At 62.2% G+C, this 26,724-nt stretch carries 18 protein-coding genes; 10 read left to right on the top strand and 8 right to left on the bottom strand.

The window, feature by feature from the left end; genetic code table 11:
* Positions 1-253: 253 nt before the first annotated feature.
* On the bottom strand, positions 254-1,228 hold the full coding sequence (locus tag A3AS_RS0119685) for a tripartite tricarboxylate transporter substrate binding protein (RefSeq protein ID WP_026202160.1): 975 nt from the start codon (positions 1,226-1,228) through the stop codon (positions 254-256).
* A gap of 314 nt (positions 1,229-1,542) precedes the next feature.
* Between A3AS_RS0119685 and A3AS_RS0119680 the strand changes: the two genes are divergently transcribed.
* Positions 1,543-1,896 carry a hypothetical protein gene (locus A3AS_RS0119680; RefSeq protein ID WP_020508704.1) on the top strand — a complete coding sequence of 118 codons (354 nt, stop codon included), beginning with the start codon at positions 1,543-1,545 and terminating at the stop codon, positions 1,894-1,896.
* Positions 1,897-2,151: 255 nt separating this feature from the next.
* Positions 2,152-2,646: a hypothetical protein gene (locus tag A3AS_RS43590; RefSeq protein WP_018319282.1), complete on the top strand. Its 495-nt coding sequence runs from the start codon at positions 2,152-2,154 to the stop codon at positions 2,644-2,646.
* Positions 2,647-3,369: 723 nt separating this feature from the next.
* Here A3AS_RS43590 and A3AS_RS0119670 read toward each other — a convergent pair.
* Positions 3,370-5,043, bottom strand: coding sequence for a hypothetical protein (locus A3AS_RS0119670; protein ID WP_157644309.1), 1,674 nt, complete (start codon positions 5,041-5,043; stop codon positions 3,370-3,372).
* Positions 5,044-6,025: 982 nt separating this feature from the next.
* On the opposite strand from A3AS_RS0119670, the gene A3AS_RS0119665 reads away from it, so the two are divergent.
* Positions 6,026-7,420 (top strand): hypothetical protein, encoded by a 1,395-nt coding sequence (locus A3AS_RS0119665; RefSeq protein WP_018319280.1) that lies wholly within the window; start codon positions 6,026-6,028, stop codon positions 7,418-7,420.
* Between the two features lie 793 nt (positions 7,421-8,213).
* Here A3AS_RS0119665 and A3AS_RS0119660 read toward each other — a convergent pair.
* The 4 genes from A3AS_RS0119660 to A3AS_RS0119635 form a co-directional block, all read right to left on the bottom strand.
* Positions 8,214-8,942, bottom strand: coding sequence for an outer membrane protein (locus A3AS_RS0119660; RefSeq protein WP_018319279.1), 729 nt, complete (start codon positions 8,940-8,942; stop codon positions 8,214-8,216).
* A gap of 1,416 nt (positions 8,943-10,358) precedes the next feature.
* On the bottom strand, positions 10,359-10,526 hold the full coding sequence (locus tag A3AS_RS0119650; RefSeq protein ID WP_157644308.1) for a hypothetical protein: 168 nt from the start codon (positions 10,524-10,526) through the stop codon (positions 10,359-10,361).
* 1,401 nt (positions 10,527-11,927) lie between these two features.
* Positions 11,928-12,725 (bottom strand): enoyl-CoA hydratase/isomerase family protein, encoded by a 798-nt coding sequence (locus tag A3AS_RS0119640; RefSeq protein WP_018319275.1) that lies wholly within the window; start codon positions 12,723-12,725, stop codon positions 11,928-11,930.
* Positions 12,726-12,787: 62 nt separating this feature from the next.
* Positions 12,788-13,987, bottom strand: coding sequence for an alanine--glyoxylate aminotransferase family protein (locus A3AS_RS0119635; protein ID WP_018319274.1), 1,200 nt, complete (start codon positions 13,985-13,987; stop codon positions 12,788-12,790).
* Positions 13,988-14,193: 206 nt separating this feature from the next.
* Here A3AS_RS0119635 and A3AS_RS0119630 point away from each other — a divergent pair, with 206 nt between their 5' ends.
* Together A3AS_RS0119630 and A3AS_RS0119625 are read left to right on the top strand one after the other, a co-directional pair.
* Positions 14,194-17,205, top strand: a complete 3,012-nt coding sequence (locus A3AS_RS0119630) for an FAD-binding and (Fe-S)-binding domain-containing protein (RefSeq protein WP_049814930.1) — start codon at positions 14,194-14,196, stop codon at positions 17,203-17,205.
* Positions 17,198-17,626 (top strand): heme-binding protein, encoded by a 429-nt coding sequence (locus A3AS_RS0119625; RefSeq protein WP_018319272.1) that lies wholly within the window; start codon positions 17,198-17,200, stop codon positions 17,624-17,626. The genes A3AS_RS0119630 and A3AS_RS0119625 overlap by 8 nt, the downstream gene beginning before the upstream one ends.
* Positions 17,627-17,767: 141 nt before the next feature.
* On the opposite strand, the gene A3AS_RS0119620 is transcribed toward A3AS_RS0119625, so the two are convergent.
* Positions 17,768-18,550 carry an enoyl-CoA hydratase/isomerase family protein gene (locus A3AS_RS0119620; RefSeq protein ID WP_026202157.1) on the bottom strand — a complete coding sequence of 261 codons (783 nt, stop codon included), beginning with the start codon at positions 18,548-18,550 and terminating at the stop codon, positions 17,768-17,770.
* A gap of 166 nt (positions 18,551-18,716) precedes the next feature.
* Between A3AS_RS0119620 and A3AS_RS0119615 the strand changes: the two genes are divergently transcribed.
* Positions 18,717-20,102 carry a caspase family protein gene (locus A3AS_RS0119615; protein ID WP_018319270.1) on the top strand — a complete coding sequence of 462 codons (1,386 nt, stop codon included), beginning with the start codon at positions 18,717-18,719 and terminating at the stop codon, positions 20,100-20,102.
* On the opposite strand, the gene A3AS_RS0119610 is transcribed toward A3AS_RS0119615, so the two are convergent.
* Entirely contained in the window at positions 20,099-22,192 is a 2,094-nt protein-coding gene (locus tag A3AS_RS0119610; RefSeq protein ID WP_018319269.1) for a molybdopterin oxidoreductase family protein, read from the bottom strand. The two genes, A3AS_RS0119615 and A3AS_RS0119610, sit on opposite strands and share 4 nt — an antisense overlap.
* A gap of 235 nt (positions 22,193-22,427) precedes the next feature.
* Between A3AS_RS0119610 and A3AS_RS0119605 the strand changes: the two genes are divergently transcribed.
* Genes A3AS_RS0119605 through A3AS_RS0119590 form a run of 4 tightly spaced genes read left to right on the top strand, consistent with a single transcriptional unit; the run spans position 22,428 to position 26,712 of the window.
* Complete coding sequence (locus tag A3AS_RS0119605; protein WP_026202155.1) at positions 22,428-23,402, top strand: tripartite tricarboxylate transporter substrate binding protein; 975 nt, start codon at positions 22,428-22,430, stop codon at positions 23,400-23,402.
* A 15-nt stretch (positions 23,403-23,417) separates the two neighbouring features.
* The gene (locus tag A3AS_RS0119600) at positions 23,418-23,888 is read left to right on the top strand and encodes a (2Fe-2S)-binding protein (protein WP_018319267.1); all 471 of its coding nucleotides are present in this window, start codon (positions 23,418-23,420) and stop codon (positions 23,886-23,888) included.
* On the top strand, positions 23,885-26,017 hold the full coding sequence (locus A3AS_RS0119595) for a molybdopterin cofactor-binding domain-containing protein (protein ID WP_018319266.1): 2,133 nt from the start codon (positions 23,885-23,887) through the stop codon (positions 26,015-26,017). The genes A3AS_RS0119600 and A3AS_RS0119595 overlap by 4 nt, the downstream gene beginning before the upstream one ends.
* The gene (locus A3AS_RS0119590; protein WP_018319265.1) at positions 26,014-26,712 is read left to right on the top strand and encodes a substrate-binding domain-containing protein; all 699 of its coding nucleotides are present in this window, start codon (positions 26,014-26,016) and stop codon (positions 26,710-26,712) included. The genes A3AS_RS0119595 and A3AS_RS0119590 overlap by 4 nt, the downstream gene beginning before the upstream one ends.
* Positions 26,713-26,724: the final 12 nt, after the last annotated feature.

Below are 26,724 nucleotides of genomic sequence, written 5' to 3'. Positions count from 1 at the left end.
CGGAAGGCGAATCGTCTTCAGGCGCGGTCGGATCGTCGACGACGATTTCAAGATCGGTTTGGGACATGCTCTGTTAGGGACGGAGTGCGTTCAATTCCCCCTCTCCCCACGTGCGGGAAGAGGGGGAATCTCCACAAGGACGGTGAGAGTCGAAATCGCGGAGACGCCCCTCACCCCAGCCCTCTCCCCGTAAGAACAGGGAGAAGAGAGAGAGAGAGAGAGAGAGAGAGAGAGAGAGAGAGAGAGAGAGAGACTACTTCGCGACGAATCCAGCTTCCGTCATCAGCGACTTGTTGATGGCATCGTCCTCCTCGAGGAACTGCACCATGTCCTTGCCGGTGAGGAAGATCGGCTTCAGCGCCTGCTTCTCCATGTAGTCCTTGTATTCGGCGGTCTGCGTCACTTTGTGGAACAGCTCGACATAGAACGCCTGCTGCTCAGCCGTCACCTTGCCGGGCAGGAACATCGCGCGCAGCATCAGATATTGCACGTCGACGCCCTCCTCCTTGCAGGTGGGGATGTCGGCCCAGGACTGGGTGTCCGTCACCTTGCCGGTGTAGGAGATGCGCTCCTTGTCGAACACGCAGAGCGGGCGCACCTGGCCTGCGCGCCAGACTTCGAGATTTTCCGAAGGATTGTTGACGTTGGCTTCGGTGTGGTTGCCGACCAGCTGGGTCGCGGCCTCGCCGCCGGACTTGTAGGGTAGATAGGAGAATTTTGCGCCGGTCTTCTGCTCGAGGAAGACGGTCAGCACATGGTCCTCGCGCTTGGAGCCGGTGCCGCCCATCTTGAACGGCGCGCTCGCCGCCTTCGCGGCCGCGACGAATTCCTTCACCGTCTTGGGGCCCGCGCTGTTGTCCCAGAGCACGAACTGGTCGAGCGCGATCACCGAAACCGGGGTCAGCTCACGCCAGTTGAAGGGGATCTTGGCCGACAGCGGCAGCATGTAGATCAGCGAATAGGCGATCAGCACCTTGTTCGGATCGCCCTCGCTGGACTTCATGTACATCAGCGCTTCGGCACCCGAGGCGCCGCCCTTGAGCGAGACGACGATCGGCTGCTTCATCAGATTGTTCTTCTGGATCGCGGCCTGCATCATCCGCGCCATCTGGTCGGAGGCGCCGCCCGCACCCGCCGCCACCACGATCTCGACCGGCTTTGCCGGCTCCCAGCCGGCAACAGCCGGAGTGCCGCACAGCGCGACTGTCAGCGCAATCGCGGCCTTCATTCCATGTCCCACGGGCGTCTTCCCTATGTTCTTGTTCGGATTGGAAATTCAGAGATGAATTCAACGACCATTGTGCTGGCGAATCCGGCCAAGTTCAAGCCATCCGACGTCATCCCCGTTATGACTTTGGAATGAGATCTGAAATGAGACAAGCCTCGCCCTCCTGAGCTACAAGCGATCCGCGGGGCTCATAGACTCGGAGCAAGCAATCAGTGGCCCTGATCAGGGCCTAAAGTTATAAGGAATGGGCCCCTTCGACTAAGTGTCCGAAAATGCAAAAAAGCTAAAAGTAAGAAAGCTAAGAGTGACGAGTGATGCCGCGCCTGCTCTACATCAACGAAAAATTTGGCCACGATGCGACCATTATACTGGAGAGCGGAGACGCCTGCTGGATCTCGGTGGGCAAGAAGGGCGTCTTGGTGCGTTCGCACAAGCATAACTTTTGGGCCGGATTGCTGGGAGGCGTCTTTGGCCCGAAGCTCTACCAGGAACGAAATATCTACCAGGCACTAAGTGTCGCCCAAGCTCTCGCGTCAACGTTTCCGCCGGTTCCACAAATTCGGTGCAGGGACATGATGCTGAGGGCATTTTGTACAGCAGCCTGGCAGTGCTCGTCACCAGAACGTGTCAAGGCCGTACTTAATGATCCGGAGTTGCTCGCCGCGTAATTGCTACGCTTCACCGAGCCCATTTTTGTGCAACGCCGCGCTTGCAATTTTCTGATCAAACCATATTCGTGAAGCATGAATACGCGTAGAAAAGTAAGTTTAGACCTCGACCACGCGCGGCGGAGAACGCGGTGGAAAGTCCAGTGGGGAGTTCCCGCCCGAGCCGCTGGCGGCGCTGCAAGGGCAGCCGCCCTATCACGTGACGAGCGCAGGGAAATAGCTCGGAAGGCCGCTAAAGCCCGCTGGGCGAGACACTTGCCGCAAGCGACGCATGAAGGCGTCCTTCAATTCGGAACCATCGAGATCGAGGTTGCGGTCCTCGACAACGGGCAGCGCGTGATCACTCAGAGTGGCTTCATGGTGGGCCTGGGCCGCATTCGCCCGCCCAAAGGACGTCAGTATTACAGGAGCGGCCCCAATCTCCCTGCTTTTCTGACAGTGCAGAGTCTCAAGCCTTTTATCGGCGAAGACCTTTTCGCGATAGCCGACCAGATCGAATTCCGCACCAAGCAGGGCGTTAAGGCGTTCGGGTACGCGCCGAACTTCCTCCCAAAGGTCTGCGATGTCTTTGCGCGCGCACAACATGCTGGAGTCCTGAAAGCCACTCAGCACGACATCGCCAACCGCGCCCAAATTATCGCTAAGCAGCTCGCACGCTCATGCACGATGCGTCTCATAGATGAAGCGACGAGTTACCAAGAAATTCGCGAGACACAGACGCGGCGGAATACTTATCGGCGCGAGGAATGAAGCTAAAGCTCCCCCACAGGTTCCGCGGCACCAATCTAGGATAGGACTTATTTAGTTTAGCGCCGAGCCATAGCCTGATTAGCGAACTGGAAAGAGCGAGGCAGTTGGCGGTAAATTTGCCGTAGCGCGTCGCTATACGATGATGTTGCTCGATCCTGTTGAAGAACCGCTCAATTGCTTGCCACCGCTATAAGGACCACGCATGAGCTTCCTTCAAGGCGTCCTTATTGTTTTAATGCTGGCCGGCGCTGGTACAGCCGTGTTCGCTAAGGGTGCGTCGCAAGATCCAAAACCTAAATCGGAATGCCTCGTGAATGCTTCCGAACTGCCGTCGGGAACACCAAAGGTCATGTGTCCAACCCGCAGCTCACCGGGAGGCTTTTGCGTCTGTCCAAGATTCACTAAGGACGGCGAGGCGGACGGACACTTTGTTGGGACGGCAAGATAGCCAACCGCCTCAAGGCAATGAACGCGCGCGGCGTTAAATTGGTGGTCGAGCCTATCGACAATCAGCAGAAAGTGGCTTGATTGCGCCGCACTACTCTCCCGCCTGCCACCAGCCGGAGGCATCGAGGATTACCCTAACGCCCGCGCCTTGTTTGGCAAAAGCGGCTTGATCAAACGGTAGTGCCACTTTTGGTTTCCAATACAGCAGCGGCGGCGGCGCGGACCAATCCTGAATCCGACGCCGCCGCGCAATCGGCTCTGCCGAAAATGCCTCCTTCAACGCGAAGTGACATCGACAAAATAACCACTCTTCAGGAACTCGAAGTCGTCATCCTTAGTCGAATAAAGCGCATACCGGTGCTCAATTAGCGCCCGCGACCGGCAGTTCTTATCCTCTAGGCTGCAAGTTACAGCAAAGCCGCTCACCAACAGTTCTTTTGCTACGTCGCGACGAACATACATTCGTGTGTTGTCAATGATGAGGGGTTCATATGACCGAGTAAACGACGCTAGCTTGTAGAGCATTGGAATCTCTGCCCACTGCTCATGGGCCTCGATTAGCTCGGGGCGCTCAGTAGATATGACCTCGTCTAGTGCGCCGTACCCTTGATGGGCAAGGATTCGGTTCGCGAGAAGGCCTAAATCCACGATCCTCACGCGTGAGCAACAAAGGCCGACACCACCTACGTCTGGCGTCAGAAAGCTAATACTCGCCCTGCCTGTCAATTCCCGGATCCGATCCACGGCAAGTCCGGTGAGCCGGTAGGATGCGGGCGTTACACCGAATGGAGCAGACTGTGCCTGTGATCTGATAGTCAGATAGGCTTGCGAGAGCGGCGGCTTGGCGCTTGACCACCAGCTGACTACAACTGTTACTATTGTGGCAATCAAAACATATGAGCGCTGCAGTTCACTGCGAAACAACTCGAGTTTCTTAGACCAAAACCCGAATAGAAGAAGTGCAAACGGGAAAGCGAGCGTTTGCATTCGCCCCACGTAACCCCAATTAGTCCCTATTGCAGAGTTGAATGCAATTACTCCGAACATGGGGGCAAAGAGATATAACGACTTGGTGAATAGCTCCGTTCGCTGATTAAACGAGTCTAAAAAGCAAGCAAAGTGCAGATACACTATGATAGCCATAGACGAGAACAACAGTGGCATTGCCCTTACGACTTCGAATGCCGCAGAGGCCTTTTTGGCTAACTCCCTTAGGTTGTCTTCGTGGTAGGGAGGCTGCATTTTGGCGTAGATGGTGTTAGGAACCCAATCCGAGAAAAGCCAGAGCCGCAGGGCCTCGGTCCCACCCAGCACTGCCGTGCCCGTAAGCGCCAGGATCACGAAGTCTTTGGTCCGGCGCTCGTATAAAAGGGGTGCAAGGATGAATGCGTAGTAGACCATTGCCTCAAAACGAGTAAGGAGGAACACGCTCCCGAAGGCTGCGGCCTGCAACAGATTTGAGCGAAAATATAAATTCCGTACGACTCCAACTCCCGTGAAACACAAGAGCGGCATTTCCATTCCGTTCGCGATTTCGCTCAAAGACATTCCGAGAGCAGCGTAGGTCGAGAGCAACAGGGCTGAGGCGAACTTATCGAGTTTTAGATCCTTGGTTAGCAACCAGATCTGAAGGATCGTAAGGCAGAAGAAGAGCCCCGTCATGCCCTGAGCAACGGCGATGGCAGTAGCAAAGCTCGGCTGGAACAGGGCGACGAACGAATTAATTAGGAACCACGCGATAGTGGAAAACCCCTCCACCTGTTCCGAAAGCGGCGTCAGTGCGATGCGGCCGGTCGCAGCGAAGGTCTTCGAGTAAGCGAGTGTGATCGCGCCGTCGTCCCATCCCCGTGTTCCGACTAAGAGGACTACAGCCGTCGTGATCGCCACCTGCATTGCAATCGGCACTGCGATCGCAATTTTAGTGTTCGAGTTTCGAATCTCACGGTTCATCTCACGCCTGCCATGTCATCAAAAGAGGATCATTGAGGCAGTCCAGGACTAGCGCAGACGATCATGCTGGCGGGGCTTCCGATGATATTGAGCGGGCCGGACTATTGGCAGTTGCTGGCGATCTTCGAGTAGCGTCAGCAGGTTTGTCCCCCACGGCCCCGTCCCGAGAGCAACACTGACAGATTCTCGCTAATGACGGACTAAGATCGTGGCGAGGCTGGCGCGCGATATGCTCAAGTTCAGCCGCCGCGCCGATCGTGCGGAACGACGCGGTGGCGGCCGCAGGGGCCGTTCTTGCCGACCTTTGCGGCCTTTCTGCTTGTCAGCAGACCTGTGTGAATTGGACATACATTCGGGAATATTCGGCAACAACGGAACGGCAGATTGGCGTCGTGCTTTGGATTCCCGGTGACGGCCTCAGTCCCATGAGGCAACAGCCTGTCCGGAGGCCCCAGTATCATGCCCCCCGACCCGATGCTGGGGCCGCCACGGAGCTTGCGGACTATTTGCAGGCTGGCGTATCTGGCCGCTGTTGAACATAGAATGCGAAAACTGATTTTTTTGCGGCCGTCGTGCTTCCACGTCCTTGTCAAATATCTGGCTTGGCTGGGGATAAGCAGACATAGGCGGCGGCTCCGGTAGCCCCTGAGATCAGGCGAACGGCCTTGCGACCGGCGCGGCCTTCAATCACACGAGGACGCGCAACTGATGCTCACGGGCGACCAGCATCAACGCATCTTCCACGGCCGCACGCGGGGGCGTGCGGACCATGAAGGCGGCCCAATGCGAACCGCGTCCCTGCTTCCGGCCAACTTAAACGATCATCAGTTCCACCAAAGCTTTGCTAACCAAACAATCCTTCTGAGAGAAATTGCCCATGGCAGAACCGCTCCTTATGAAACTGGAAATGATTGCTCCTTTAGGTTGAAAGCAAAATGAAGTCGCAACGCCCTTCAAAGACTTCAAAAGCAAAAGCGATCGCGTGAAAAAAGAGACTATTGGCACGTCGGCCGATCCCAGCCTCTGCATCAGGCCTAACGAGACGTTGCACACGTACTCGCCGCTTGCGATCGGCCTAGTGATGGGGGCCGGGTTTGCAGGCCTTGGGCTCCGTTACCTCGCCCGGGAGCACGCCACCGACGACGCCATTCAGTTCCTGATCCCGTGGTATGCCTTTGCACGAGATCACGGTAATGCTGCACTGGCCGAACCTTTCACCAACTACACCCCGGTTTATAGCTATCTCCTACTGATCGCTACCCATTTTGATTGGCTGGGACAGCCACTGTCCCTCGTGAAAGCGATCTCGGGAGTATTCGAGCTGGGCTGCGCGATCGTCGTCGCCCAGATGGTCTGGCGAGCGACAAAGGTACCGTTGCGCGCGTGCGTGGCCTTCTGCGCGGTTTGGCTTGCACCTACGGTGATCTTCAATGGCGCATTGTGGGGGCAGGCCGATTCGATCTGGACCTTCTTCACCCTGGTTTCCGTGGCGCTTTTCATGCGGGACCGAAATGGCGTTGCGCCATTTGCGATGGCGTTTTCTGTGAAGGCTCAGGGCGTGTTCCTGGGACCCTTCGTGCTCGGCATGATTTTGCGCCGCCGGATCCACCTGGCGTGGCTAGCTACCATTCCCGGGATCTACGTGGTTCTCGCGATTCCGGTTCTCGTCGCCGGCAGATCGTTAGTTTCCGTGTTTGCGGTCTATTTGGACCAAGCTCACACATTCAATCGCCTCACCATGAACGCAGCGAACATCTGGGTGTTGGCTGGAGGAATGCCGTACGCGATCGGGGTCGCCGTCGGCATGGTGCTCGCGGCGGCGAGCGGGCTCGCCTTATCGATCTTCATCGCGCGCTCTCAACGGGCGGGGCCGGAGTTTATTCTACTGGCCGCATGTGTATCGCTTATGCTCATGCCGTATTTGCTCCCGAAGATGCACGAGCGGTACTTCTACGCGTTCGAGCTTGCGTCGATCGCGCTGGCCTGCCTCAATCCGCGCTATTTGCCCTTCGCGGTGATTGCTCAGCTCGACGGCGTGTTATCCTATCTCGCGTTTGAAACCGGAATCGTCCTGGGGGTGCTGCCGGCGGCACTCTGCAACAGCCTTCTCGCGTACTACCTCGTGCTTGATCTTTGGCGGAGCGAACGTCGATTTCGCCTACCGAAGCTAGCCTGGGTCGGCTTCATCGTGTCGGCCGCGGGTTTGTTCTCCTATTTGGTCTTCGAAGGACCCGGCTGGGACATATCCCCCGTGTACCTGCTCGCCACGGGTCTCGTCACGGCTGCGGCGCTGCGGCTCCTCAAAGACTCGCAACAGGCACCCACCAGCGGTCAAGAAGCAGGAACGCCTGGCGTTGCGGAAGTTTTGAGGAGTTAGTTAGCTTATCTGGTCGATTTAGACCGAGCATAGTTCGTGATTTCATAAAATCCTGCAGTGGCTTATATTTTTCTCGCCTCGATCACATAAGAGCTCTGGCGGCCTCCCTCATCGAAGACCGTGGTGGCCAAGACGCCAACGTTTGGTGGGCGCTCCCAGCTGGGACCGTGCTTTTCGCGGCCGTCGCACCCCTGGCGAGGCTGTCATGCGAGTTCTTCGAGAAACCGCTTCTACGACTGCGGAAGCCCTACATAGTGCGATCTAAAACGGGTGCGGCGGTGCCGCATACGCATTGAAATCCGATCTGCTACCTTAGGGGCAGCTCGATGGTTTGAGGTCTGCTATGGGTCTTGGCTGTGTGAAAACGCCAGGACGCTTGAGCGCGATAGAAGAAGTTGTTCGTCCAAGCCCCTTCTGGGGCTCAAGCTCGCAAGAGCTTTCAACTTTGACGACGAACTGAAGAATGCAATTCTAGTCGAGTATTGGTCCTTCGCGTTTTCACACAGGCAGGGTCAGAAGCGTCGCTCTGGCACGCCGCCGTTCACTTCCGGTCTACTCGGATGATCGGACATCCTCAGGCTCGCTTGCCACTTCGCCGATGGGCCAAAAGCTAACATCGCCACTGCTTCCGCTCGCTCCAATCCTATCGCGCCGCTCATTGAAGCCGCCACTCGTCGCTGATGATCCACCGAGAATATCTGAAGGCTTGTCGGGAGCTGCTCACTATCCGACAACAAAAAGCCCCGGACGACGCCGGGGCTTTGAGCTGCTGATTTTGATCCGGTTGGGCAGATCAGTACTTCGCGACCACCGGGCCGCCGAAGCGATAACTGACACCCGCACGCACGGTGTGGAACACCGGATCGTGCTCGTAGGAGAAGCCGGGGAACGAGACGGTGGAGTTGTTCCGGAAGGTGCCGAAATCGGTATAGCGGTACTCAACACGGGCCGACCAGTTGGGCGTGAAGCCGTATTCCCAGCCTGCGCCGACTGTCCAGCCGGTGCGGGTGGTGGAGACGGTCTCGAACACCGCGTTCGCGAGCACGTAGGTGTGGTCCATATCTGCCCAGGCCGCACCACCGGTCACGTAAAGCAGCGAATTGTTGAAAGCTACACCGAGGCGACCACGGATAGAGGCCTGAGCGTCGATCCGGAAGTCCGTGCCGTTGGTGTTTGCCAGGCGATAACCGCCCTTGACGTCGGCGCCCTCTATGTCGCCCTCGAGACCGAAGACGAATTGGCCAAACTGCCAGTTGTAGCCAATGTGACCACCGCCAACGAAGCCATCAGCGTTGAAGCCTTGGACGAAGCCAGTGGGGGCGCCCGTTGCGGTGACGAACTCACGGGTGCTGTTATCACCCCAGGCGTAACCGGCCTGCGCACCGATGTAGAAGCCGGTCCAGTTGTAAACGGCGGCGACAGGCGCCGGCGCCTTCGTGTAAGGCCGGGCGGCCAGATCGGCCGCTGACGCGCCGGCGGTACCGAGGACAAGAGCGGCGGCGGCGATGGCGAGCTTTTTCATTATCTTCCCCAATTTTTAGACATGGAATGCGAGCAATTTGATGATGCAACATAGCCGAGGAGTCGCACTAAGCATGTCACCTGTACGCCACAGCAGAGATCATTTAAGCGGTTCCTAAAGGCGAACTTTCGGGTCGCGCAACCCGCCTCCCGCTCGCATCAATCGACCATATTTCCCACCGGGAAGCCGGGTTTAGTCGCGGTCCGAAGTTCAGAATTTTGAGAAAAAACTCAAGGGCTTGAGTCAGCTTTGGAATGAAGTCGGACAAGTGCTCTATTCTTCACAAGCGCAGCCGGAGAGAGCGCGGCTGCGCCGTGGTAAGCGTGGTCCGGCTAAGGGCAGAGGCGGAAACTGCGGCATGCGGACGCGGGGTCGCACACGGTTTGTAGAGCGAATTGGACTTTCCCTGTTCGACCGTTTCCATGAATGTTGCGACTTAGTGACTGCCAATGTCGCCTCCCCCATCTCGCAAAGAAGCTGAACCACGTTAGCGAGCCAGAGACTGACGTGAAGATTAACCTTCCCGAGATAGACCTTAAGACCGTGCAAACCCTTGGCAGCGTTGAGCTCCAAGACGAGCTCGGACGGCCCGTCGGCCAATACTTTTTCGGAAAGGGACAGGGTCGAACCGTTTTCTTATTTGGGAAGTACAAGGGGACCTTTAAGACTCATGCAGAATGCCGAGCCTTCATCGACGGCGTGCTTGCGGTGATCCCCTCACCATTCTCCTGACTTTGATTGGGCTCGTTACCGCAGTGACGACGGGCCAATAAAAACCGGGCGCCTCAAGTCGGCTTTGGGTCAACGGCGCCGTTCTGACCAGCGGCGTGGCGATTCCGCTATAGCTCCGCCCCCGGTCACCGCAATGCCCCGTACGGAAGCGATGGGCCACAAGGCACTTGCTCGCAAAAAACCGACATTGGCTTGGTGGCTCGCTATAGGCTCCAATATGCCGACATTAGTGATGCTCCTTTCTTTGTCGTCCGGCGATTTGTACGTGTTCCTTGCGCTCGGGCTACTGGTAGGGCTTGGTCTCGGCGGTTTCGGCTTAGGCGCGCTTTGCGGAATAGTAAATGCGAGCCTCTTTGGTACCGAGCCTCCAAGGTGGGCGCGTAAGCTTCGGCAAAAGATCGATGAGGCTCGGGGATAGTCTGCTTCGGGTCATTAGCGCCGTTTGGAGGATCGGCCGGGTGGTTCCGGTCTACCCCAACGAGCCGACAACTGAGGACGCCGTTCGAAGCTCGCCTTCGGGCCATAAACCGACGTTTCGCATGCACTGGCTACGCTCGGCCCGGAGGTGAGCAATCCGCTTTTTCGTAGCTAAACCGCAGCGCGACGTCGAACACGGACGAGATAGCTACGCTGAGTGTCGTCGCTCTCTAAGGCGCCGCGCCGTCCGGGTTTGTAAGATCGATCTCAGATGAGGCTGAAGGTGATCGCGATTAAGAAGAACACGACCAGCCCGATGCCGACCAGCTTGAAGATGTAAGCCGCCTCAACATCGCGCCCAAGCCACTCGAAATCTGGCCCCCATAAGACGGTTGCGACGAATCCCAGAACAAGGGTCGTGATCAGCAGGATCACGTAGATGGTGTCCGTTGATTGAGCTTTCACTGGCCTACGCCGAAGTGTCCCATCAGCATTCCATTGATGTCCCGGGGTCTTACGCCCGGCACGCGTGAGAGGTCTCCTGTCGGCCAGAGGCGGAAGGTTGAGTTGCGCCGAATTAGCTCTCGTTGTGAGGTCGAAACGGAGAACCCGTGCCGAAACGCTCTCGGAGAGAATACCGGCGATAGCGGGGGCCGTACGAAAAGCGCAGCCATCGTTCCCGCTGCTTTGCGATTGCCATCCCGTGACGGAAATAGACAGCGATGGTCGCGAGAATGGCCATAACGCCAATGATCCAGTGTCCGGACCAGAACAGCGCTATGCTAAAGAGCCAAACGACGAAACCCGCAACCAGCCAAAGAAGCCAATAGCCAAAATACGAGGGAAAATCCGGCATCTTGTTTATCGGCATGACCCCCATCACTCCGTCGCTGGACCAAGCTGCAACGCCCACCAACTGATACATACCTTAGGTTGCGAAATTTCCAGCTTGCGCTATAATGATTCCTTTAAATCGTCCTTTTCTTTAATTCGGATGGTAAAATGATTGTTCATGAGGCACGCAGGTTTGCCGTCGGCACCCATTTCAAAATAAGTGAGCTTGGAGCGCTTCGATGCCCGGATTTGGCTCACAAAACTGGCACGGTTGTCGAATTCAGCCAACGCACCGGCGGCGTTACAGTGCTCTTTGATGACGCTGCAAGACCAACAGTCCTACATTGCGACTACATAACTACGTTGTCGTAGTAACAGATTGCGAACGACCTGCCGCTCGGCGAGGGCGGCCTCGTGACCGGTCCACTACCGACAGCAGACCTAAGAGCGGCCGGAGCTTGGATCGTCTCCGGGCCAATAGACGACGTTCAGTCGCCCTCACTCCTCTCGGGACTGCGAGCGCGCTATTCTCTTCCCAGCCCCGCCGCCTTAGGTCATGAGGAGCTGAGTAGGATGAAAAGGGATCGTCGTCTATATGCGCACCATTCCGCCGAGCATCTCTGCCGAGTTCAAAGGCAATCTGAGCTGATACGGACCGTGTCAGCAACGATCGAGGTCGTAGCTGCGCCGCCACGAAGCAGAACCGACAGATTGTCCTAACATCCCTTCAGTATTTGAAAGTCAACATGCCAAGATCGAGGGGGCGTTCCTGACGCCAAGATCGGGCGCTCTGGCTGAGCGTTTTGGGCCGATTACTCAAAGTTAGTGAGAACAATCCAGTCCCTCAGGGACACCGCATACACCGAACGACGGAATTTCCGCAATGGGTCAAAACCGGCGACGCTCTGATTGAGCAGAAAATTTCTGCTTAGATCTCAAAGCCGACGTCTGCGCCTTTATGAGTAAACGCCCTAATATGGCGCAGCCGGCCAAGGACGCGGGCTACTTGCCCTTCCAGTTCGGCGTGCGCTTGTTGAGGAAGGCGTCCATGCCCTCGCGAAAATCTTCGCTCATATACGCCTTCAGGATCAGGTCCTCGCCCTCTTCGCGCGACAGCGTGCGGCGGATGCGGCGCACCGCTTCCTTGGTCGCTTCCAGCGTGAGCGGTGCGTGGCTGGCGACCAGCTTTGCGGTCTCATCGGCGCGGCGCTGCAGCGTCTCGACGTCGGGCACGACCTCGTTGAGGAGGCCAAGCGCCAGCGCCTCCGGCGCCTCGACGAGCCGCGCCTTGAAGATCAGATCCTTGGTGCGGGCGGGTCCGACCAGCGCGACGACGCGGCTGATGTTCGACATCGACAGGCAGTTGCCGAGCGTGCGCGCGATCGGAAAGCCCATGCGCGTCGTCTCGGTGCCGATGCGCAGGTCGCAGCAGGCCGCGATGCCGGCGCCGCCGCCGGTGCAGGCGCCGGCGATGGCCGCGATCACGGGCACGCGGCACTGCTCGAGCGTGCCGAGCACGCGGTCGATGCGGGCCTCGTAGTCGAGCGCGTCCTGCGCGGTCTTGAACGCACGGAATTGGGAAATGTCGGTGCCGGAGGCAAACGCCTTGTCGCCGGCGCCGGTCAGGATCAGGGCCTTGATCGAACGGTCGGCGTTGATCTCCTGGCAGATCTCCGCCATGCGATCATACATGGCGAAGGTCATTGCGTTGCGCGCCTGCGGGCGGTTGAAGGTGATCCGCGCGATGCCGTCCTGGACGGAGTAGAGCAGGTCTTCGTTGGCCGTCGTCGGTGCGTTCATCGCGCGCTCTCTTCTTCTCTAGGTCGGTTCAGGCCAGTTGAGTCGCCAGGCCACCCGAGCCTTTAAGCCACCTGAGCCTTGGTCATCGGCACCACGTCGCGTCCCTTCAGGACGTCCATGGCCGCCAGGACGCCGCCGCTCCGGTGCGGAATCTTGGCGAGATCCAGGCCCATCTCGACGCCGGCGAGCGTGCCCATCAGCATCAGATCGTTGAAGTGGCCAATATGGCCGATGCGGAACACCTTGCCCTTGACCTTGTTCAGGCCGGTGCCGAGTGACATGTCGAAGTTCTCCAGCACAACCTTGCGGAAGGCGTCGGCGTCGTGGCCATCAGGCACGCGCACGCCGGTCAGCGCCGGCGAGTGTGCAGCCGGGTCGGCGCACTGCGTCTCCAGGCCCCAGACCTTGATCGCGGCACGCGTCGCCGCGCTGTGGCGCTTGTGGCGGGTCCAGACGTTCTCCAGCCCCTCCTCCTCCAGCATCTTGACCGCTTCGCGCAGGCCGTAGAGCAGGTTGGTGGCGGGCGTATAGGGGAAGGTGCCGAGCTTGTTGAAGTTGATGACTTCCTGCCAATCCCAGTAGGAGCGCATGCCGGGGTTGGCCTTGGCCACGGCCAGCGCCTTCTCCGAGACAGCGTTGAAGCCGAGCCCCGGCGGCAGCATCAGGCCCTTTTGGGAGCCGGCGACCGAGACGTCGATGCCCCAGGCGTCGTGCTCATATTCCATCGACCCGAGGCCGGAGATGGTATCGACCATCAACAGCGCCGGATGCTTGACGCGGTCGAGCAGCTTGCGCACCTCCAAGGGCGGTGTCACGCAACCTGTCGAGGTCTCGTTGTGGACGACGCAGACCGCCTTGATCGCGTGCTGCTTGTCGGCGACGAGGCGCTTCTCGATCTCGGCGAGGTCGGCGCCGTGGCGCCAGTCGCTCGGGATGAAGTCGACGTCGAGCTTGAACTTGTCGGCGATGCCGCGCCACAGCACGGCGAACTGGCCGGTCTCGCACATCAGGAGCTTGTCGCCGGGCGCGAACACGTTGACCATCGCCGCTTCCCAGGCGCCGGTGCCGGACGAGGGGAAGATGATCACGGGCTGCTTGGTGCGGAACACCCGCTGCATCGAGGCGAGAACCGCAAAACCGAGCTCGGCGAACTCCGGACCGCGATGGTCCAGCGTCGGCATGTCCATCGCCCGCAGCACCCGGTCGGGCACATTGGTCGGTCCTGGAATCTGTAAGAAATGCCTTCCAGTGTGCACGGTCATCGGCGTCCTTCCCGGTCTTTGAGGCTTGTCTCGACGTGAGCGTCGGGGGGCCCGAATTCGGGGCTCCCGCGAGCCGCTCGCATATCACTATTCGCCGGGCTTGTCCCTCGCCCGGCGAGGTCCGTCAATGCACAAGAAGCAGGGCTCGCTTGCCAAGGGCCGTGACGGGAGGCAAGACGGTGCCGGCGAACAGGCGAAAGCGGACCATGGCGGCGGAAGTGGCTGGAAAATCACCGGAATCGGCTCAAAAGGGCAGCCTGGCGGCACGCCTGGCCCGGGAAATCACCGGCGATGTCCTGTTCGACCGCTTCAGCCGTGGCCGCTACGCCACCGACGCCTCGTTCTACCAGATCGTGCCGGCCGGCGTGGTCGTGCCCAAGACCATGGACGAGGCCTTGCTGGCGCTGGCGATCGCCCGCGACGTGGGGCGCAAGGTCACCCCGCGCGGCGGCGGCACCTCGCAATGCGGCCAGACCGTCAATGACGGGATCGTGGTCGATCTGTCGAAACACCTGAATCGCATCCTCTCGCTCGACGTCGAGGGCCGCACCTGCGTGGTCGAGCCCGGCATCGTGCTCGACGATCTCAACCGCCAGCTCAAAGAGCATGGCCTCTGGTTCCCGGTCGACGTCTCCACGGCCTCGCGCGCCACCATTGGCGGCATGGCCGGCAACAATTCCTGCGGTGGGCGCTCACTCCGCTACGGCACCATGCGCGACAACACGCTGTCGATTGAGGCCGCCCTCGCCGACGGCACGCTGAGCCGTTACGGCGAGATCTCGCGCGATCTCTCCGACCTCGACGCCAACGACAGCGCGCGCGCCCTGTTCCGCGACATGCTCGATCTCGGCACGCGCGAGGCCGACGAGATCGCGGCGCGGTTTCCCAAAGTGCAGCGGCGGGTCGGAGGCTACAATCTCGATGCGCTGGTGCCGCGCAATGCGCGCAACAACATGGCGCATCTCCTGGTCGGCTCCGAGGGCACGCTGGCCTTCACCACCAAAGTCGAGCTGAAGCTGTGGCCCGTGATCCGCAACAAGGCGCTCGGCGTCTGCCATTTCGGCAGCTTCTATGAGGCGATGGACGCGGCCCAGCACCTCGTCAAGCTGAAGCCAATCGCGGTCGAGCTGGTCGACCGCACCATGCTCGCGCTCGGCCGCGACATCGCGATGTTCCGCCCCATTATCTCCGCCGCGATCAAGGGCGATCCGGACGCCGTGCTGGTGGTCGAATTCGCCGAAGAAGACCAGGCGGACAACGTCCTCCGTCTCAAACAGCTCGGTGAGCTCATGGGCGATCTCGGCTTCGGCTGGACCAACGACAAACGCAAATGGGGCGGCGTCGTCGAGATCACCGACCCCGCATTGCAGAGCGGCATCGCCGATTTCCGCGCCGCCGGCCTCAATGTCATGATGTCGATGAAGCAGGAGGGCAAGCCGGTCTCCTTCGTCGAGGATTGTGCGGTGCCGCTGCCGCACCTCGCCGACTACACCGCACGGCTGAACGAGGTGTTTGCGAAGCACGGCACCAGCGGCACGATGTATGCGCACGCTTCCGAGGGCTGCCTGCACGTGCGGCCCGTGCTGAATTTGAAGCTGGAGAAGGACGTCAAGGCGATGCGCGCGATCGCCGAAGAGGCCTTCGCGCTGGTGCGCGAGTACAAGGGCTCGCATTCCGGCGAGCATGGCGACGGCCTGGTGCGCTCCGAATTCCACGAGACGATGTTCGGCGAGCGTCTGGTCGCCGACTTCCGCGAGGTGAAGCAGCGCTTCGATCCCGATGGCGTGCTCAATCCCGGAAAGATCGTCGACGCACCGAAGATGGACGACCGCTCGCTGTTCCGCTTCAAGCCCGACTATCGCGTCGGCGAGCTGAAGACGAAGCTCGACTGGTCGGCTTATCCCGGCGCCGGCGGCGGTTTTCAGGGCGCGGTCGAGATGTGCAACAACAACGGCGCCTGCCGCAAGCTCGAGGGCGGTGTGATGTGCCCGTCCTATCGCGCCACGCGCAACGAGAAGGACGTCACCCGCGGCCGCGCCAACACGCTGCGCCTTGCGATCTCGGGCCAGCTCGGCCCCGGCGCGCTGTCGTCCGACGAGATGATGGAAACGCTCAAACTCTGCGTCTCCTGCAAGGCCTGCCGCCACGAATGCCCGACCGGCGTCGACATGGCCAAGATGAAGATCGAGGTGCTGGCCGCGCGCGCCGCCTCGCACGGCCTGACATTGCGCGACCGCCTGGTCGGTTATCTCCCGCGCTATGCCGGCCTCACATCGCGGCTGGCGCCGCTGGCCAATTTGCGCAACCGCAGCCCGCTGCTCCGAAAGCTATTCGAACGCTTTGCCGGCATCAGCGCGCACCGCGCCCTGCCCGCCTTCCGCAGCGACGTGTTTGCGCTGGCGGCTGACGTGGTCGGGCCCGTCGATGGCCGTGAGGTCGTGCTGTTCGCCGACACCTTCAACCGCATCTATGAGCGCGAGAACCTCGATGCCGCCCTGCGCGTGCTCACGGCCGGCGGTTATCGCGTGCATCTGCCGAAGGCGCTGAGCGGCAGCCGCCCGCTCTGCTGCGGCCGCACCTTCCTGTCCGCCGGCCTCGTCGATGAAGCCAGGGTCGAGCTCGATCGGCTGGTCGCCGCCTTTGCGCCCTTTGCCGCGCGCGGCGTACCGATCGTCGGCCTCGAGCCGAGCTGCCTGTTGACGCTGCGCGACGAGCTCGCCTCGCTGCGCAGGGACAACGACGCCAAGGCGGTCGGCGCGCACGCGCTGACCTTCGAGGAATTTCTGGTGCGCGAGGCCGAGGCCGGCCGGCTGCAACTGCCGCTCGGCGCCGTCGCTGAGAAGGCCGTCGTGCACGGCCATTGCCATCAAAAATCCTTCGGCGCCTTCAAGCCGGTCGAGCAGGTGCTGCGCCTCGTCCCGGGCCTTGCGGTCGAGACCATCGAATCGAGCTGTTGCGGCATGGCCGGCGCGTTCGGCTATGGCGCGGACACCTATGATGCCTCGGTCGAGATGGCCGAGCTGTCGCTGCTGCCCGCCGTGCGGCGCGCAGACCTGACGACGCTGGTCGTTGCCGACGGCACCTCCTGCCGCCACCAGATCCATGACGGCACCCAGCGCGAGGCGCTTCACGTCGCGCGCGTGCTGGCAATGAGCCTTGATAATGCCGAATCCAATTCCTCGACCAACTCAATCGCAAAGGAAACCAGCCATGGCTGACCTCACGCTCGACACCGCCCGCAAGATCCTCGATGCCGCCTTCGCGAAGGCCGGCGAACTCAAGCTCAAGCCGCTGGTCGTCACCATCCTCGACGCGCGCGGCGTGCTCAAGCTCGCCGCGGCGCAGGACGGCACCAGCCTGATGCGCGGCGAGATCGCGCACGGCAAGGCCTATGGCGCGCTCGCCATGGGCATGGGCTCGCGCGCCCTGTTCCAGCGCGCCCAGGAGCAGGCCTTTTTCATCGACGCCGTGAACACCATCGCCAAGGGTGCGCTGGTGCCGGTGCCCGGCGGCGTCCTGATCATGGACGGCGCGACGCTGCTCGGCGCCGTCGGCGTCTCCGGCGACACCTCCGACAATGACGAGGCCTGCGCGGTGGCCGGCATCCAGGCCGCGGGGCTGAAGCCCAACGCGGGCTGACGGTCTCGTAGGGTGGGTTAGCGCTGTGGGCGCGCAAAGACCGCAGGGCGTAACCCACCTCTTCTGTCTCTGCGGCAGCAGAAGCGGTGGGTTACGCTACGCTAACCCACCCTACGAGTTGCGTGCGCGGTTGCGCGCCCCTCACCGCCCCGTCCAGACCGGCTTCCTCTTCTCGCTGAACGCCTTCAGCCCTTCCTTGGCGTCCTCGGTCATCGCGAGCAGCGCGATCTGGCTTTCGGTGTAGGCGATGCTCTCGTCGAACGACATCGAGGCGATGGCGCGCATGGCGTATTTGCCGCGGCGGATCGCGGTCGGGGACTTGTCGACGATGCGGCCGATCAGCCAATCGACCTTGGCATCCAATTCCGCCGCCGGCACGACGTAGTTGAGCAGGCCCGCGCCTTGCGCCGACTTGGCATCGAACGGCTCGCCGGTGAGCGCCCATTCGTTGACGAGCCGCGGCGGCGCGATGGATTGCAGCAGGCTCAGGACCTGCATCGGGAACACGCCGACCTTCACCTCCGGCAGGCCGAAGACGACGTGATCGGCCGCAACCGCCATGTCGGTCATGCAGAGCAGGCCCATCCCGCCGGCCATGCAGACGCCGCCGACGCGCGCGATCGCGGGTTTGGTGGCGTTCTGTGACAAACGTAACAGATCGGCATAGTCGACATTTGGTTTGGAATGATCCATCGCGAAAGCCGCGCCGGAATTCTGCAAGTCCGCGCCCGCGCAGAACGCCTTGTCGCCCGCGCCCGTCAGCACGATGACGCGGACGTCCTTGTCCTCATGCGCGTCGCGATAACCTTTGGTGATGCCGGCAATGACCTCGCCGTTCAGTGCGTTGCGTTTCTCCGGCCGGTTGATGGTGATCCAGAATGCCTGTCCGCGCTTTTCGGTGATGATGGCTGTGGTGTCGGTCATGGTCCGCTCGCTTCCTTGGCTCCGCTTTGCCGCCATTTGCGGCAGGACGGGCGGCGCGTGCAAGGCCAATCTGCAGCAGAGGTCACCATAGCGTGTGGGCGCAAATTCGCTTGGCGATTGAATTAATGCTGACGGCCGCTATCCTGACTGGAGATTTTGATCACCAATGAGATATTTCATGCGCGCCGCGATGATGCTGTTGCTGGCAGGCTTGCTCGCGCTGAGCGCGGGCCCCGCAAGCCGGGCGGCCGATGCCGCGAAACTCGCGCTGGTGATCGGCAACGCAAGATACCCCGACAACGAATTCGTGCTGAACGAGGTCGCCAACGACGCCCAGGACGTTGCCGAGGAATTGAAGCGCGACGGCTTCGTCGTCGACCGGCAGAGCAATCTCACGGCCGATTCCATGCGGCAGGTGCTGGATCGCTTCTATGCCCGCATCGAACGCGGCGCGGTGGCGCTGATCTTCTTCGACGGTTTTGCCATCCAGTCCAACCGTCAGACCTATCTGCTTCCGGTCGATGCGCAGATCTGGACCGAGCCGGACGTGGCGCGCGACGGCTTCAGCCTCGACACCATCCTCGCCGAGATGAACACGCGCGGCGCCGCGATCAAGATCGCGCTGATCGACGCCTCGCGCCGCAACCCGTTCGAACGGCGCTTCCGCCGCTATTCGGCGGGCCTTGCGCCGGCGATCGCGCCGAGCAATTCGCTCGTGCTCTACTCCGCAGCGCTCGGCGCGGTCGCCGCAAGCGGCAAGACCGAGCACGGCCTGTTCGTCGCCGAGTTGCTGCGCGAAATGCGCGCGCCGAACATCAGCGCCGAGCAGGCCCTGACCAACACCAAGAACGGCGTGGTCGCCGCCACCAAGCGGGAACAGGTGCCGTGGCTGTCGTCCTCGCTGACCACGGAATTCTCGTTCGCAGGTTCGGTGACGCAGCCGTCCGACAACACGGCTCCGGCCAGGCCCGAGCCGCAGAAACCGGAACTGCAGAAGCCGATCTGCGAGGTGCCGCAGGCAGAGCCGCCCCCGAGCGCCGACGATCTCGCCAGGGATCCCGTCATCGCCGATCTCAGCCGCAAAATCGCGGCGAACGCCAATGACGTCGCCTCGCGCTACAAGCGCGGCCAGGTCTACGCGATCAAGCGCGCCTACGCGCTCGCCATGCAGGATTTCGACCTCGTGATCCGCAGGGATCCCAGGGATGGCGAGGCGCTCAACAACCGCTGCTGGACGCGGGCTGCGACCGGCGATCTGCAGGGCGCGCTCGCCGACTGCAATCTGGCGCTCCAGGTCGATCCCGGATTGAGCGATGCGCTCGACAGCCGCGGGCTCGTCAATCTGAAGCTCGGCCGGACCAGCGAGGCGATCAAGGACTACACCGACGCGATCCAGCGCAACCCGCGCTCGTCATCCTCGCTGTTCGGCCGCGGCATCGCCACCCGCAAGGGCGGCGGCGACGGCGCCACTGATATCGCGCAGGCAAAGTCCATGAACCCGAACATCGCGAAGGAGTTCGCAGGTTACGGCGTCACGGAATGCCTGCCCTAGGCTGCGGCGGAGGCCTTCCTGATCCAGACCTTGTTGTCGTGGAACGCGGCCCCGCCGATCGGCGCGACGGTTTCGGCTCCCGTCAGCATGTTGATGCCGCGGCCGCCGATATGATTCTTGTTGGGATGAACGGACTCCGCGATCACGACGCCGCGCCGCACGCCGTCGAACAGCGCCGCAACCAGCGTGGTCTCGCCGCGGGTATTGCCGAGCGTCACAGCGTCGCCGTCGGCGATGTCGAGCGCGGCGGCATCCAGCGGATGGATCATCACGCTCGCCTTGCCTTCGCGCGCCTGGGAGGACGGCGTCTCGTTGAAGGTGGTGTTGAGGAAGCTACGCGAGGGGCTGGTCGCAAGCCGGAACGGATGGGCCTGGTCGACCTGCTCGATCACCGCCCAATGGTCCGGCAGCGACGGCATGCTGTCGAAATCGCCCATCGTCACGCCGAACGGCGGATGCGCCCAGTCGGCCCTGAAGTGGAATTTCCGGTCGGCATGGGCGAAGCCGTCGAGATAATGCGAGGTGCGGAAATCCGGTTGCAGATCGCGCCAGAGATCGGCTTCGAGCCCCGCAATGTCGCCGTGGTTGCTGAGCTTCAGCGTCGCGTCGATCAGTTCGCGCGGCGTCAGCTCGAAGCCCGGATGCCTGGCGCCAAGCCGCGGCGCCAGCGCCTGCAGGACCTCGTGGTTGGAGCGGCATTCGCCGGGCGGGTCTATCAGCTTCGGCCCGACCGAGATGTGCTGATGGCCGCCGCCGTAATAGAGATCGTCATGCTCCATGAACATGGTCGCCGGGAGCACGATGTCGGCCATCTCGGCCGTCTCGGTCATGAACTGCTCGTGCACCACGACGAACAGGTCCTCGCGCGCAAAGCCCTGCCGAACCAGCGCCTGCTCCGGCGCCACCGTCATCGGGTTGGTGTTCTGGATCAGCATCGCCTTGACCGGCCCCTTGCCGCGCAGGGCCTCGGCATCGCCGGTGAGGATCCGGCCGATCTGCGACTGGTCGAGCGCGCGAACGCTCGGGTCGACGGCGTCGTGGCCCTCGATGATGGATTCGTTGAAATGCCACAGCGCGTAATTGTTGAAGAACGCGCCGCCGCCTTCATATTGCCAGGCGCCGGTCACCGCGGGAATGCAATTTGCCGCATGCATCTGCGTGGCACCATTGCGGCTGCGCGTAAAGCCGTAGCCAAAGCGGAAGAAGGTGCGCTTGGTCTCGCCGACCGCTTTCGCAAAGGCCTCGATCTCCGCCACCGGCACGCCCGAGATCGCGGAGGCCCATTCCGGTGTGCGCGTCTTCAGATGCGCTTCCAGTTCGGCAGGGCAGTCCGTGTACTTGTCCATATAGGCGCGGTCGGCATAGCCGTCGCGGAACAGGACGTGCATCACGCCGCAGGCAAACGCGCCGTCGGTGCCGGGCCGCAGGATGATCTTGATGTCGGCCTGCTTCATGGTCTCGTTGTCGTAGATGTCGATCGCCGCGATTTTCGCGCCGCGCTCCTTGCGGGCACGGGCGGCGTGCGTCATCACATTGACCTGGGTGTTGACGGGATTGGTCCCCCAGATCACGACGAGGTCGGACAGCGCCATCTCGCGCGGATCGACGCCGGCGATCTTGCCGGTGCCGATCGCGAACCCGAGGCGCGCGACGTTGGCGCAGATGGTCTGATAGAAGCGCGAATATTTCTTCACATGCGTGAGGCGGTTGAGGCCGTCGCGCATCACCAGCCCCATCGTGCCGGCGTAATAATAAGGCCAGATCGATTCCGCGCCGAACTCGCGCTCGGCTTGATTGAAGCGATGCCCGATCTCGTCCAGCGCCTCGTCCCAGGAGATCCGCGCGAACTGCCCCGAGCCCTTCGGCCCGGTGCGGCGCATCGGAAAGGTGACCCGCTCGGGGTGATGGATGCGCTCGGCGTAGCGGGCGACCTTGGCGCAGACGACGCCGGCCGTATAGGTCTGCTTTTTCGAACCGCGGACCCGGCCGATGCTGCGGCCTTCGACCACCTCGACATCGAGGGCGCAGGCCGAGGGGCAATCATGCGGACAGGTCGAGTGGCGGATTTCGATCTTGGCGTGCTGGTTCATGTCCCATTGCGTAACACCAAAATACCGGCCCGCCGAGCGCATTTATCCGGCAAGACCCATGCGATTTGCTCAAACCGCACGCGCCGCGGGGTTCCTGCTGCAACCGCGAAATGCGGACCGGCCACACCGAAAGCCGCCCGGTATTCCCGGACCAATCGCCCTTGTGGGGCGTCGACAGTTCGCGTCCGCTGCAGCTACAGTGCCGGCCAACAAGAACGATATCAGGGAGGTGGGCATGAGAGCCCGAAGCTACATGCTGGCGCTGGCCGCCGGCCTGCTTGCCGCATTCTCGGCCGCTCCCTCATTCGCACAGGATTATCCCACCCACGCCGTCCGGATCGTGGTGCCGTTCGGCGCCGGCGGGCCGGCCGACGTCGCGGCCCGGCTGATCGGCAGCGTGCTCCAGGAGAATTTTGGCCAGCCCTTCGTGGTCGAGAACCGCACCGGGGCCGGCGGCGTCATCGGCACGGTCGAGGCAGCGAAGTCGCCGGCCGACGGCTACACGCTGCTGATGATGTCCAATACCCAGACCGCGAATGAATCGCTGCTGACACCGGACATGCGCAAATACGAATTGATGCGCGACCTCGCACCGATCGCGCCGGTGAATTACTCCGATCTCGTGATCGTGGTGAACCCGCAAGTTCCGGCAAGGACGCTGCAGGAGTTCATCGCGCTCGCCAAATCGCAAGCAGGCAAGCTGAACTACGCCTCCTCCGGCCAGGGCACGCCGTATCACATGGCCGGCGAGCTGTTCAAAGCCATGGCCGGCATCGACATCGTTCACGTGCCCTACCGCAACAGCGGCGAGGCGCGCAGCGGCGTCATCGGCGGCCAGGTGCAGATGATGATCGACGCGGTGCCGGCTATGGCCCCGAACATCGCCGAGAACCAGGTGCGTGCGCTCGCCACCACCGGCAAGCAGCGATCGGCGGTGCTACCGAACGTGCCGACCGCGATCGAGGCGGGAGTGCCCGGCTATGAGGCAACGATCTGGCTCGGCCTGATGGCCCCGGCCGGCACGCCGAAGCCCGTCATCGACAAGCTCAATGCGGCCGTGAACGCAATGGTGAAGCGGCCCGACATCGTCAAGCTCTGGACGGATCAGGGCGCCGTTCCCATGTCGATGACGCCGGAACAGTTCGACAAATTCCTGCGCGGCGACATCGAGAAATGGGCCGACGTCGTCAAGAAGTTCGACAAGTCCTGAGGCCGCAGAGCGATCATGCCCACCATTCAATTCCGGCTCAACGGCGCAGCCACGGCCGTGGATGCCGATCCCGACCAGACGCTGCTCGATGTGCTGCGCGGCCGGCTCGGCGTCACCGGTTCGCATTTTGGCTGCGGCGCCGGCGAGTGCGGCGCCTGTTACGTCATGGTCGGCGACCGTGCGATGACCTCCTGCGACATGCCGATGTGGTCGGTTGCGGACAAGGACGTCGTCACGGTGGAAGGTCTCGGCACAGTGGACGCATCGCATCCGCTGCAACGTGCCTTCATCTCCGAACAGGCGATGCAGTGCGGCTATTGCGTATCCGGGATACTCGTCAGCGCGGCGGCACTGCTGAAGCGCAATCCGTCGCCGACGGAAGCTGAAGTCAGAGCCGCGCTCGATCGCAATCTGTGCCGCTGCGGGTCGCACAATCGTATGGTCCGCGCCGTGCTGCGGGCGGCCTCGGAGATGGCGACGTCATGAGCGTGCCGTCCCCTGCTCCGAAATTGCCGGTCAGCCTCGCAGCCAATCCCAGGCTGTCGTCCTGGGTGAAGTTCACCGATGACGGCCGTGCGACGATCTCTCCCGGCAAGGTCGAGATCGGCCAGGGCATCGTCACGGCGCTAGCGCAAATCGCGGCAGACGAGCTCGACGTCGATATCGGCAGGATCGAGATGATCCGTGCCTCGACGGCAACCAGCCCGAACGAAGGCGTCACCTCGGGCAGCCTCTCGATCCAGCAGTCCGGCCGCGCGCTGCGCCAGGTCTGTGCCGAGGTGCGTCAGCGCTTCCTCACCGCGGCGTCGGAACGTCTCGGCGTCGATGCGTCGCTGCTCGATATCGATGACGGCACCATCACGGGCCCTGGCAATGTCAGGACGAGCTATTGGGAGCTCGCCGGCGACGTCTCGCTCGATCACGACGCAGCGGGGGGCCCGTTCGCGAAGAGCGCCGCCAAGCGCGCCGTCGCCGGACATTCGGTCCAGCGTGTCGACATTCCCGACAAGGTGTTCGCGCGGCCGCGTTTCATCCACGACCATGCGCTACCGGGACTGATGCACGGACGCGTGCTGCGGCCTGACATCTCGGGCGCCAAATTGATCGCACTCGAGGAAGCGGCGGCGCGCGCGGTCCCCGGCCTCGTTGCGATCGTCCGCGACGGCGGCTTTACCGGCGTGGTTGCCGACAACGAGGCGGCGGCGGACGCCGCGCTCAAAGCCTTGCGCAAGGGCGCGACATGGTCGGCCGGCGAGCCGCTGCCCGATGAGCACGATCTGGCGGGTTTCCTGAAAAGCCAGCCGGTCGAGACCACTGTCATCGACACCAGGACGGTGGAGCCAGGGCGCAAGCCTGCCCAAACTCTGCGCCGCCAATATACTCGCCCCTACATCGCGCATGCTTCGATCGCGCCATCCTGTGCCATCGCACGATGGGACGGCGATCGCGTTCATGTCTGGACGCACAGCCAGGGTGTCTACCTGCTCTGCGCCGATCTCGCGATCGTGCTCGAGCTGCCGGCCGACAACATCGTCGTGGAGCACATGGAGGGCGCCGGCTGTTACGGACACAATGCGGCCGATGACGTCGCGCTCGATGCCGTGCTGCTGGCGAAAACCGCTGACGGCCGTCCGGTCCGGGTGCAGTGGTCGCGCCGTGACGAGATGTCCCACGCGCCGTTTGGCGCGGCGATGGCCATCGAGATCGAGGCCGATCTCGATGCCGACAACGAGATCACCGGCTGGCGCCATACGATCTGGAGCAACGGCCACGCGGCACGGCCGGGGCGCGCGGCGCAGCCGGCGCTGCTTGCGGCAACCGAGATCGCCAATCCCTATCCCCGCATGATCTCGACCAACCCGCCGGCCGCCAATGGCGGCGGCGGCGACCGCAACTCCGTTCCGCTCTACGACTTCCCGGCCTGGACCATCACGAGCCACCGGCTGCTGACCATGCCGGTGCGCACCTCGGCGCTGCGGACGCTGGGCGGGCAAGGCAATGTGTTCGCCATCGAGTCCCTGCTCGACGAGATCGCAGCCCTGCGCGGTGAAGATCCGATCGCGTTCCGCCTGCGGCATCTGCGAGACGAGCGGGCCCGGGACGTCATCAGCGCCGCCGCGCGACGCGCCGGATGGAAACCGCAGAGACGATCCGGCGTCGGACACGGCGTCGGCTTTGCCCGCTACAAGAACACGGGGGCCTATTGCGCGGCCATCGCCGAGATCGAGGGCACCGATGACATCCGCGTCAAGCGGCTGATGCTGGCCGTCGATGTCGGCGAAGCCATCAATCCTGACGGCGTCATCAACCAGATCGAGGGCGGCGCGATCCAGGCCACGAGCTGGGTGCTGAAGGAGCGCGTCCGCTTCGACCGGACCCGGATCACCTCGACCTCATGGACGGACTACCCGATCCTGGCATTCAGCGAGGTGCCCGCCGTGGATGTCGAGATCATCCAGCGGCCGGAGATCGAGCCGGTCGGCGCCGGTGAAGCCGCGCACGGCCCGGTGACGGCGGCGATTGCGAATGCGGTGTTCGACTGCCTCGGCGTGCGCGTGCGCGACCTGCCGATCACGCGCGACAAGATCATTGCAGCCATGGAGCTTGCGTCGTGACGACAGTGAACGTTTTGAGCGGAGGCGCGGCACAAGGCCTGGTGCGCGGCGTCACCGAGGCTTTCAACGCGCAAACCGGCCTCAATATTGCCGGCGAGTTCGGGGCGGTCGGCATCATGGCGGACAAGCTGCGCGCGAGCACCCCGGCCGATCTCGTGATCCTGACACAGGCGCTGCTTGCGAAACTTGCCGAGGAGAAGCTCGTCGTCCCCTCCTCGATCACGGATGTCGGCCGGGTCGAGACCGCGCTGGCGGTCCGCAGCCGCGATCCCAAGGTGACGGTGAAGACCGTGGCCGATCTGCGCGAGGTGCTGCGCAGCGCCGACGCAATCTACGTCCCCGACACCAAGGCCTCGACCGCGGGACGGCACGTCGCCAAAGTGCTGGACCAGCTCGGCATCGCCTATGACGCCGCATCGCGCCTCAAGATATTTCCGAACGGCGCGACCGCGATGCGGGAGCTCGCGGCATCCACGGCAACGCGCCCGATCGGATGCACGCAGGCGACCGAGATCATCGCGACCGATGGCATTGTGCTGTCGGGATCGCTGCCGCCGGGGTGCGAGCTGGTGACGATGTACACGGCCGGCGTGACCGCGCAGGCGGCGCATCCGAACGAGGCCGCCGCGCTGATCGCGCTGCTGACCGGCGCAGATCACGGAGAGCTGCGCCGGCGTGCCGGCTTTGCCGGCTAGTCGCGGGCGCCC

It is taken from the genome of Bradyrhizobium sp. WSM2793 (genome assembly GCF_000379585.1).
In the GTDB taxonomy this organism is placed as follows: Bacteria; Pseudomonadota; Alphaproteobacteria; order Rhizobiales; family Xanthobacteraceae; genus Bradyrhizobium.
Note: the sequence above shows the minus strand (reverse complement) of the source record. Positions and strands in the feature narration are given on the sequence as shown.

What these genes read in the sequence shown, in the direction of transcription:
- A3AS_RS0119685 (WP_026202160.1), bottom strand. Translation starts at nt 1,228, where the DNA reads ATGAAGGCCGCGATTGCGCTGACAGTCGCGCTGTGCGGCACTCCGGCT.
- A3AS_RS0119680 (WP_020508704.1), top strand. Translation starts at nt 1,543, where the DNA reads ATGCCGCGCCTGCTCTACATCAACGAAAAATTTGGCCACGATGCGACC.
- A3AS_RS0119670 (WP_157644309.1), bottom strand. Translation starts at nt 5,043, where the DNA reads ATGAACCGTGAGATTCGAAACTCGAACACTAAAATTGCGATCGCAGTG.
- A3AS_RS0119660 (WP_018319279.1), bottom strand. Translation starts at nt 8,942, where the DNA reads ATGAAAAAGCTCGCCATCGCCGCCGCCGCTCTTGTCCTCGGTACCGCC.
- A3AS_RS0119640 (WP_018319275.1), bottom strand. Translation starts at nt 12,725, where the DNA reads ATGAACGCACCGACGACGGCCAACGAAGACCTGCTCTACTCCGTCCAG.
- A3AS_RS0119635 (WP_018319274.1), bottom strand. Translation starts at nt 13,987, where the DNA reads ATGACCGTGCACACTGGAAGGCATTTCTTACAGATTCCAGGACCGACC.
- A3AS_RS0119630 (WP_049814930.1), top strand. Translation starts at nt 14,194, where the DNA reads ATGGCGGCGGAAGTGGCTGGAAAATCACCGGAATCGGCTCAAAAGGGC.
- A3AS_RS0119625 (WP_018319272.1), top strand. Translation starts at nt 17,198, where the DNA reads ATGGCTGACCTCACGCTCGACACCGCCCGCAAGATCCTCGATGCCGCC.
- A3AS_RS0119620 (WP_026202157.1), bottom strand. Translation starts at nt 18,550, where the DNA reads ATGACCGACACCACAGCCATCATCACCGAAAAGCGCGGACAGGCATTC.
- A3AS_RS0119615 (WP_018319270.1), top strand. Translation starts at nt 18,717, where the DNA reads ATGAGATATTTCATGCGCGCCGCGATGATGCTGTTGCTGGCAGGCTTG.
- A3AS_RS0119610 (WP_018319269.1), bottom strand. Translation starts at nt 22,192, where the DNA reads ATGAACCAGCACGCCAAGATCGAAATCCGCCACTCGACCTGTCCGCAT.
- A3AS_RS0119605 (WP_026202155.1), top strand. Translation starts at nt 22,428, where the DNA reads ATGAGAGCCCGAAGCTACATGCTGGCGCTGGCCGCCGGCCTGCTTGCC.
- A3AS_RS0119600 (WP_018319267.1), top strand. Translation starts at nt 23,418, where the DNA reads ATGCCCACCATTCAATTCCGGCTCAACGGCGCAGCCACGGCCGTGGAT.
- A3AS_RS0119595 (WP_018319266.1), top strand. Translation starts at nt 23,885, where the DNA reads ATGAGCGTGCCGTCCCCTGCTCCGAAATTGCCGGTCAGCCTCGCAGCC.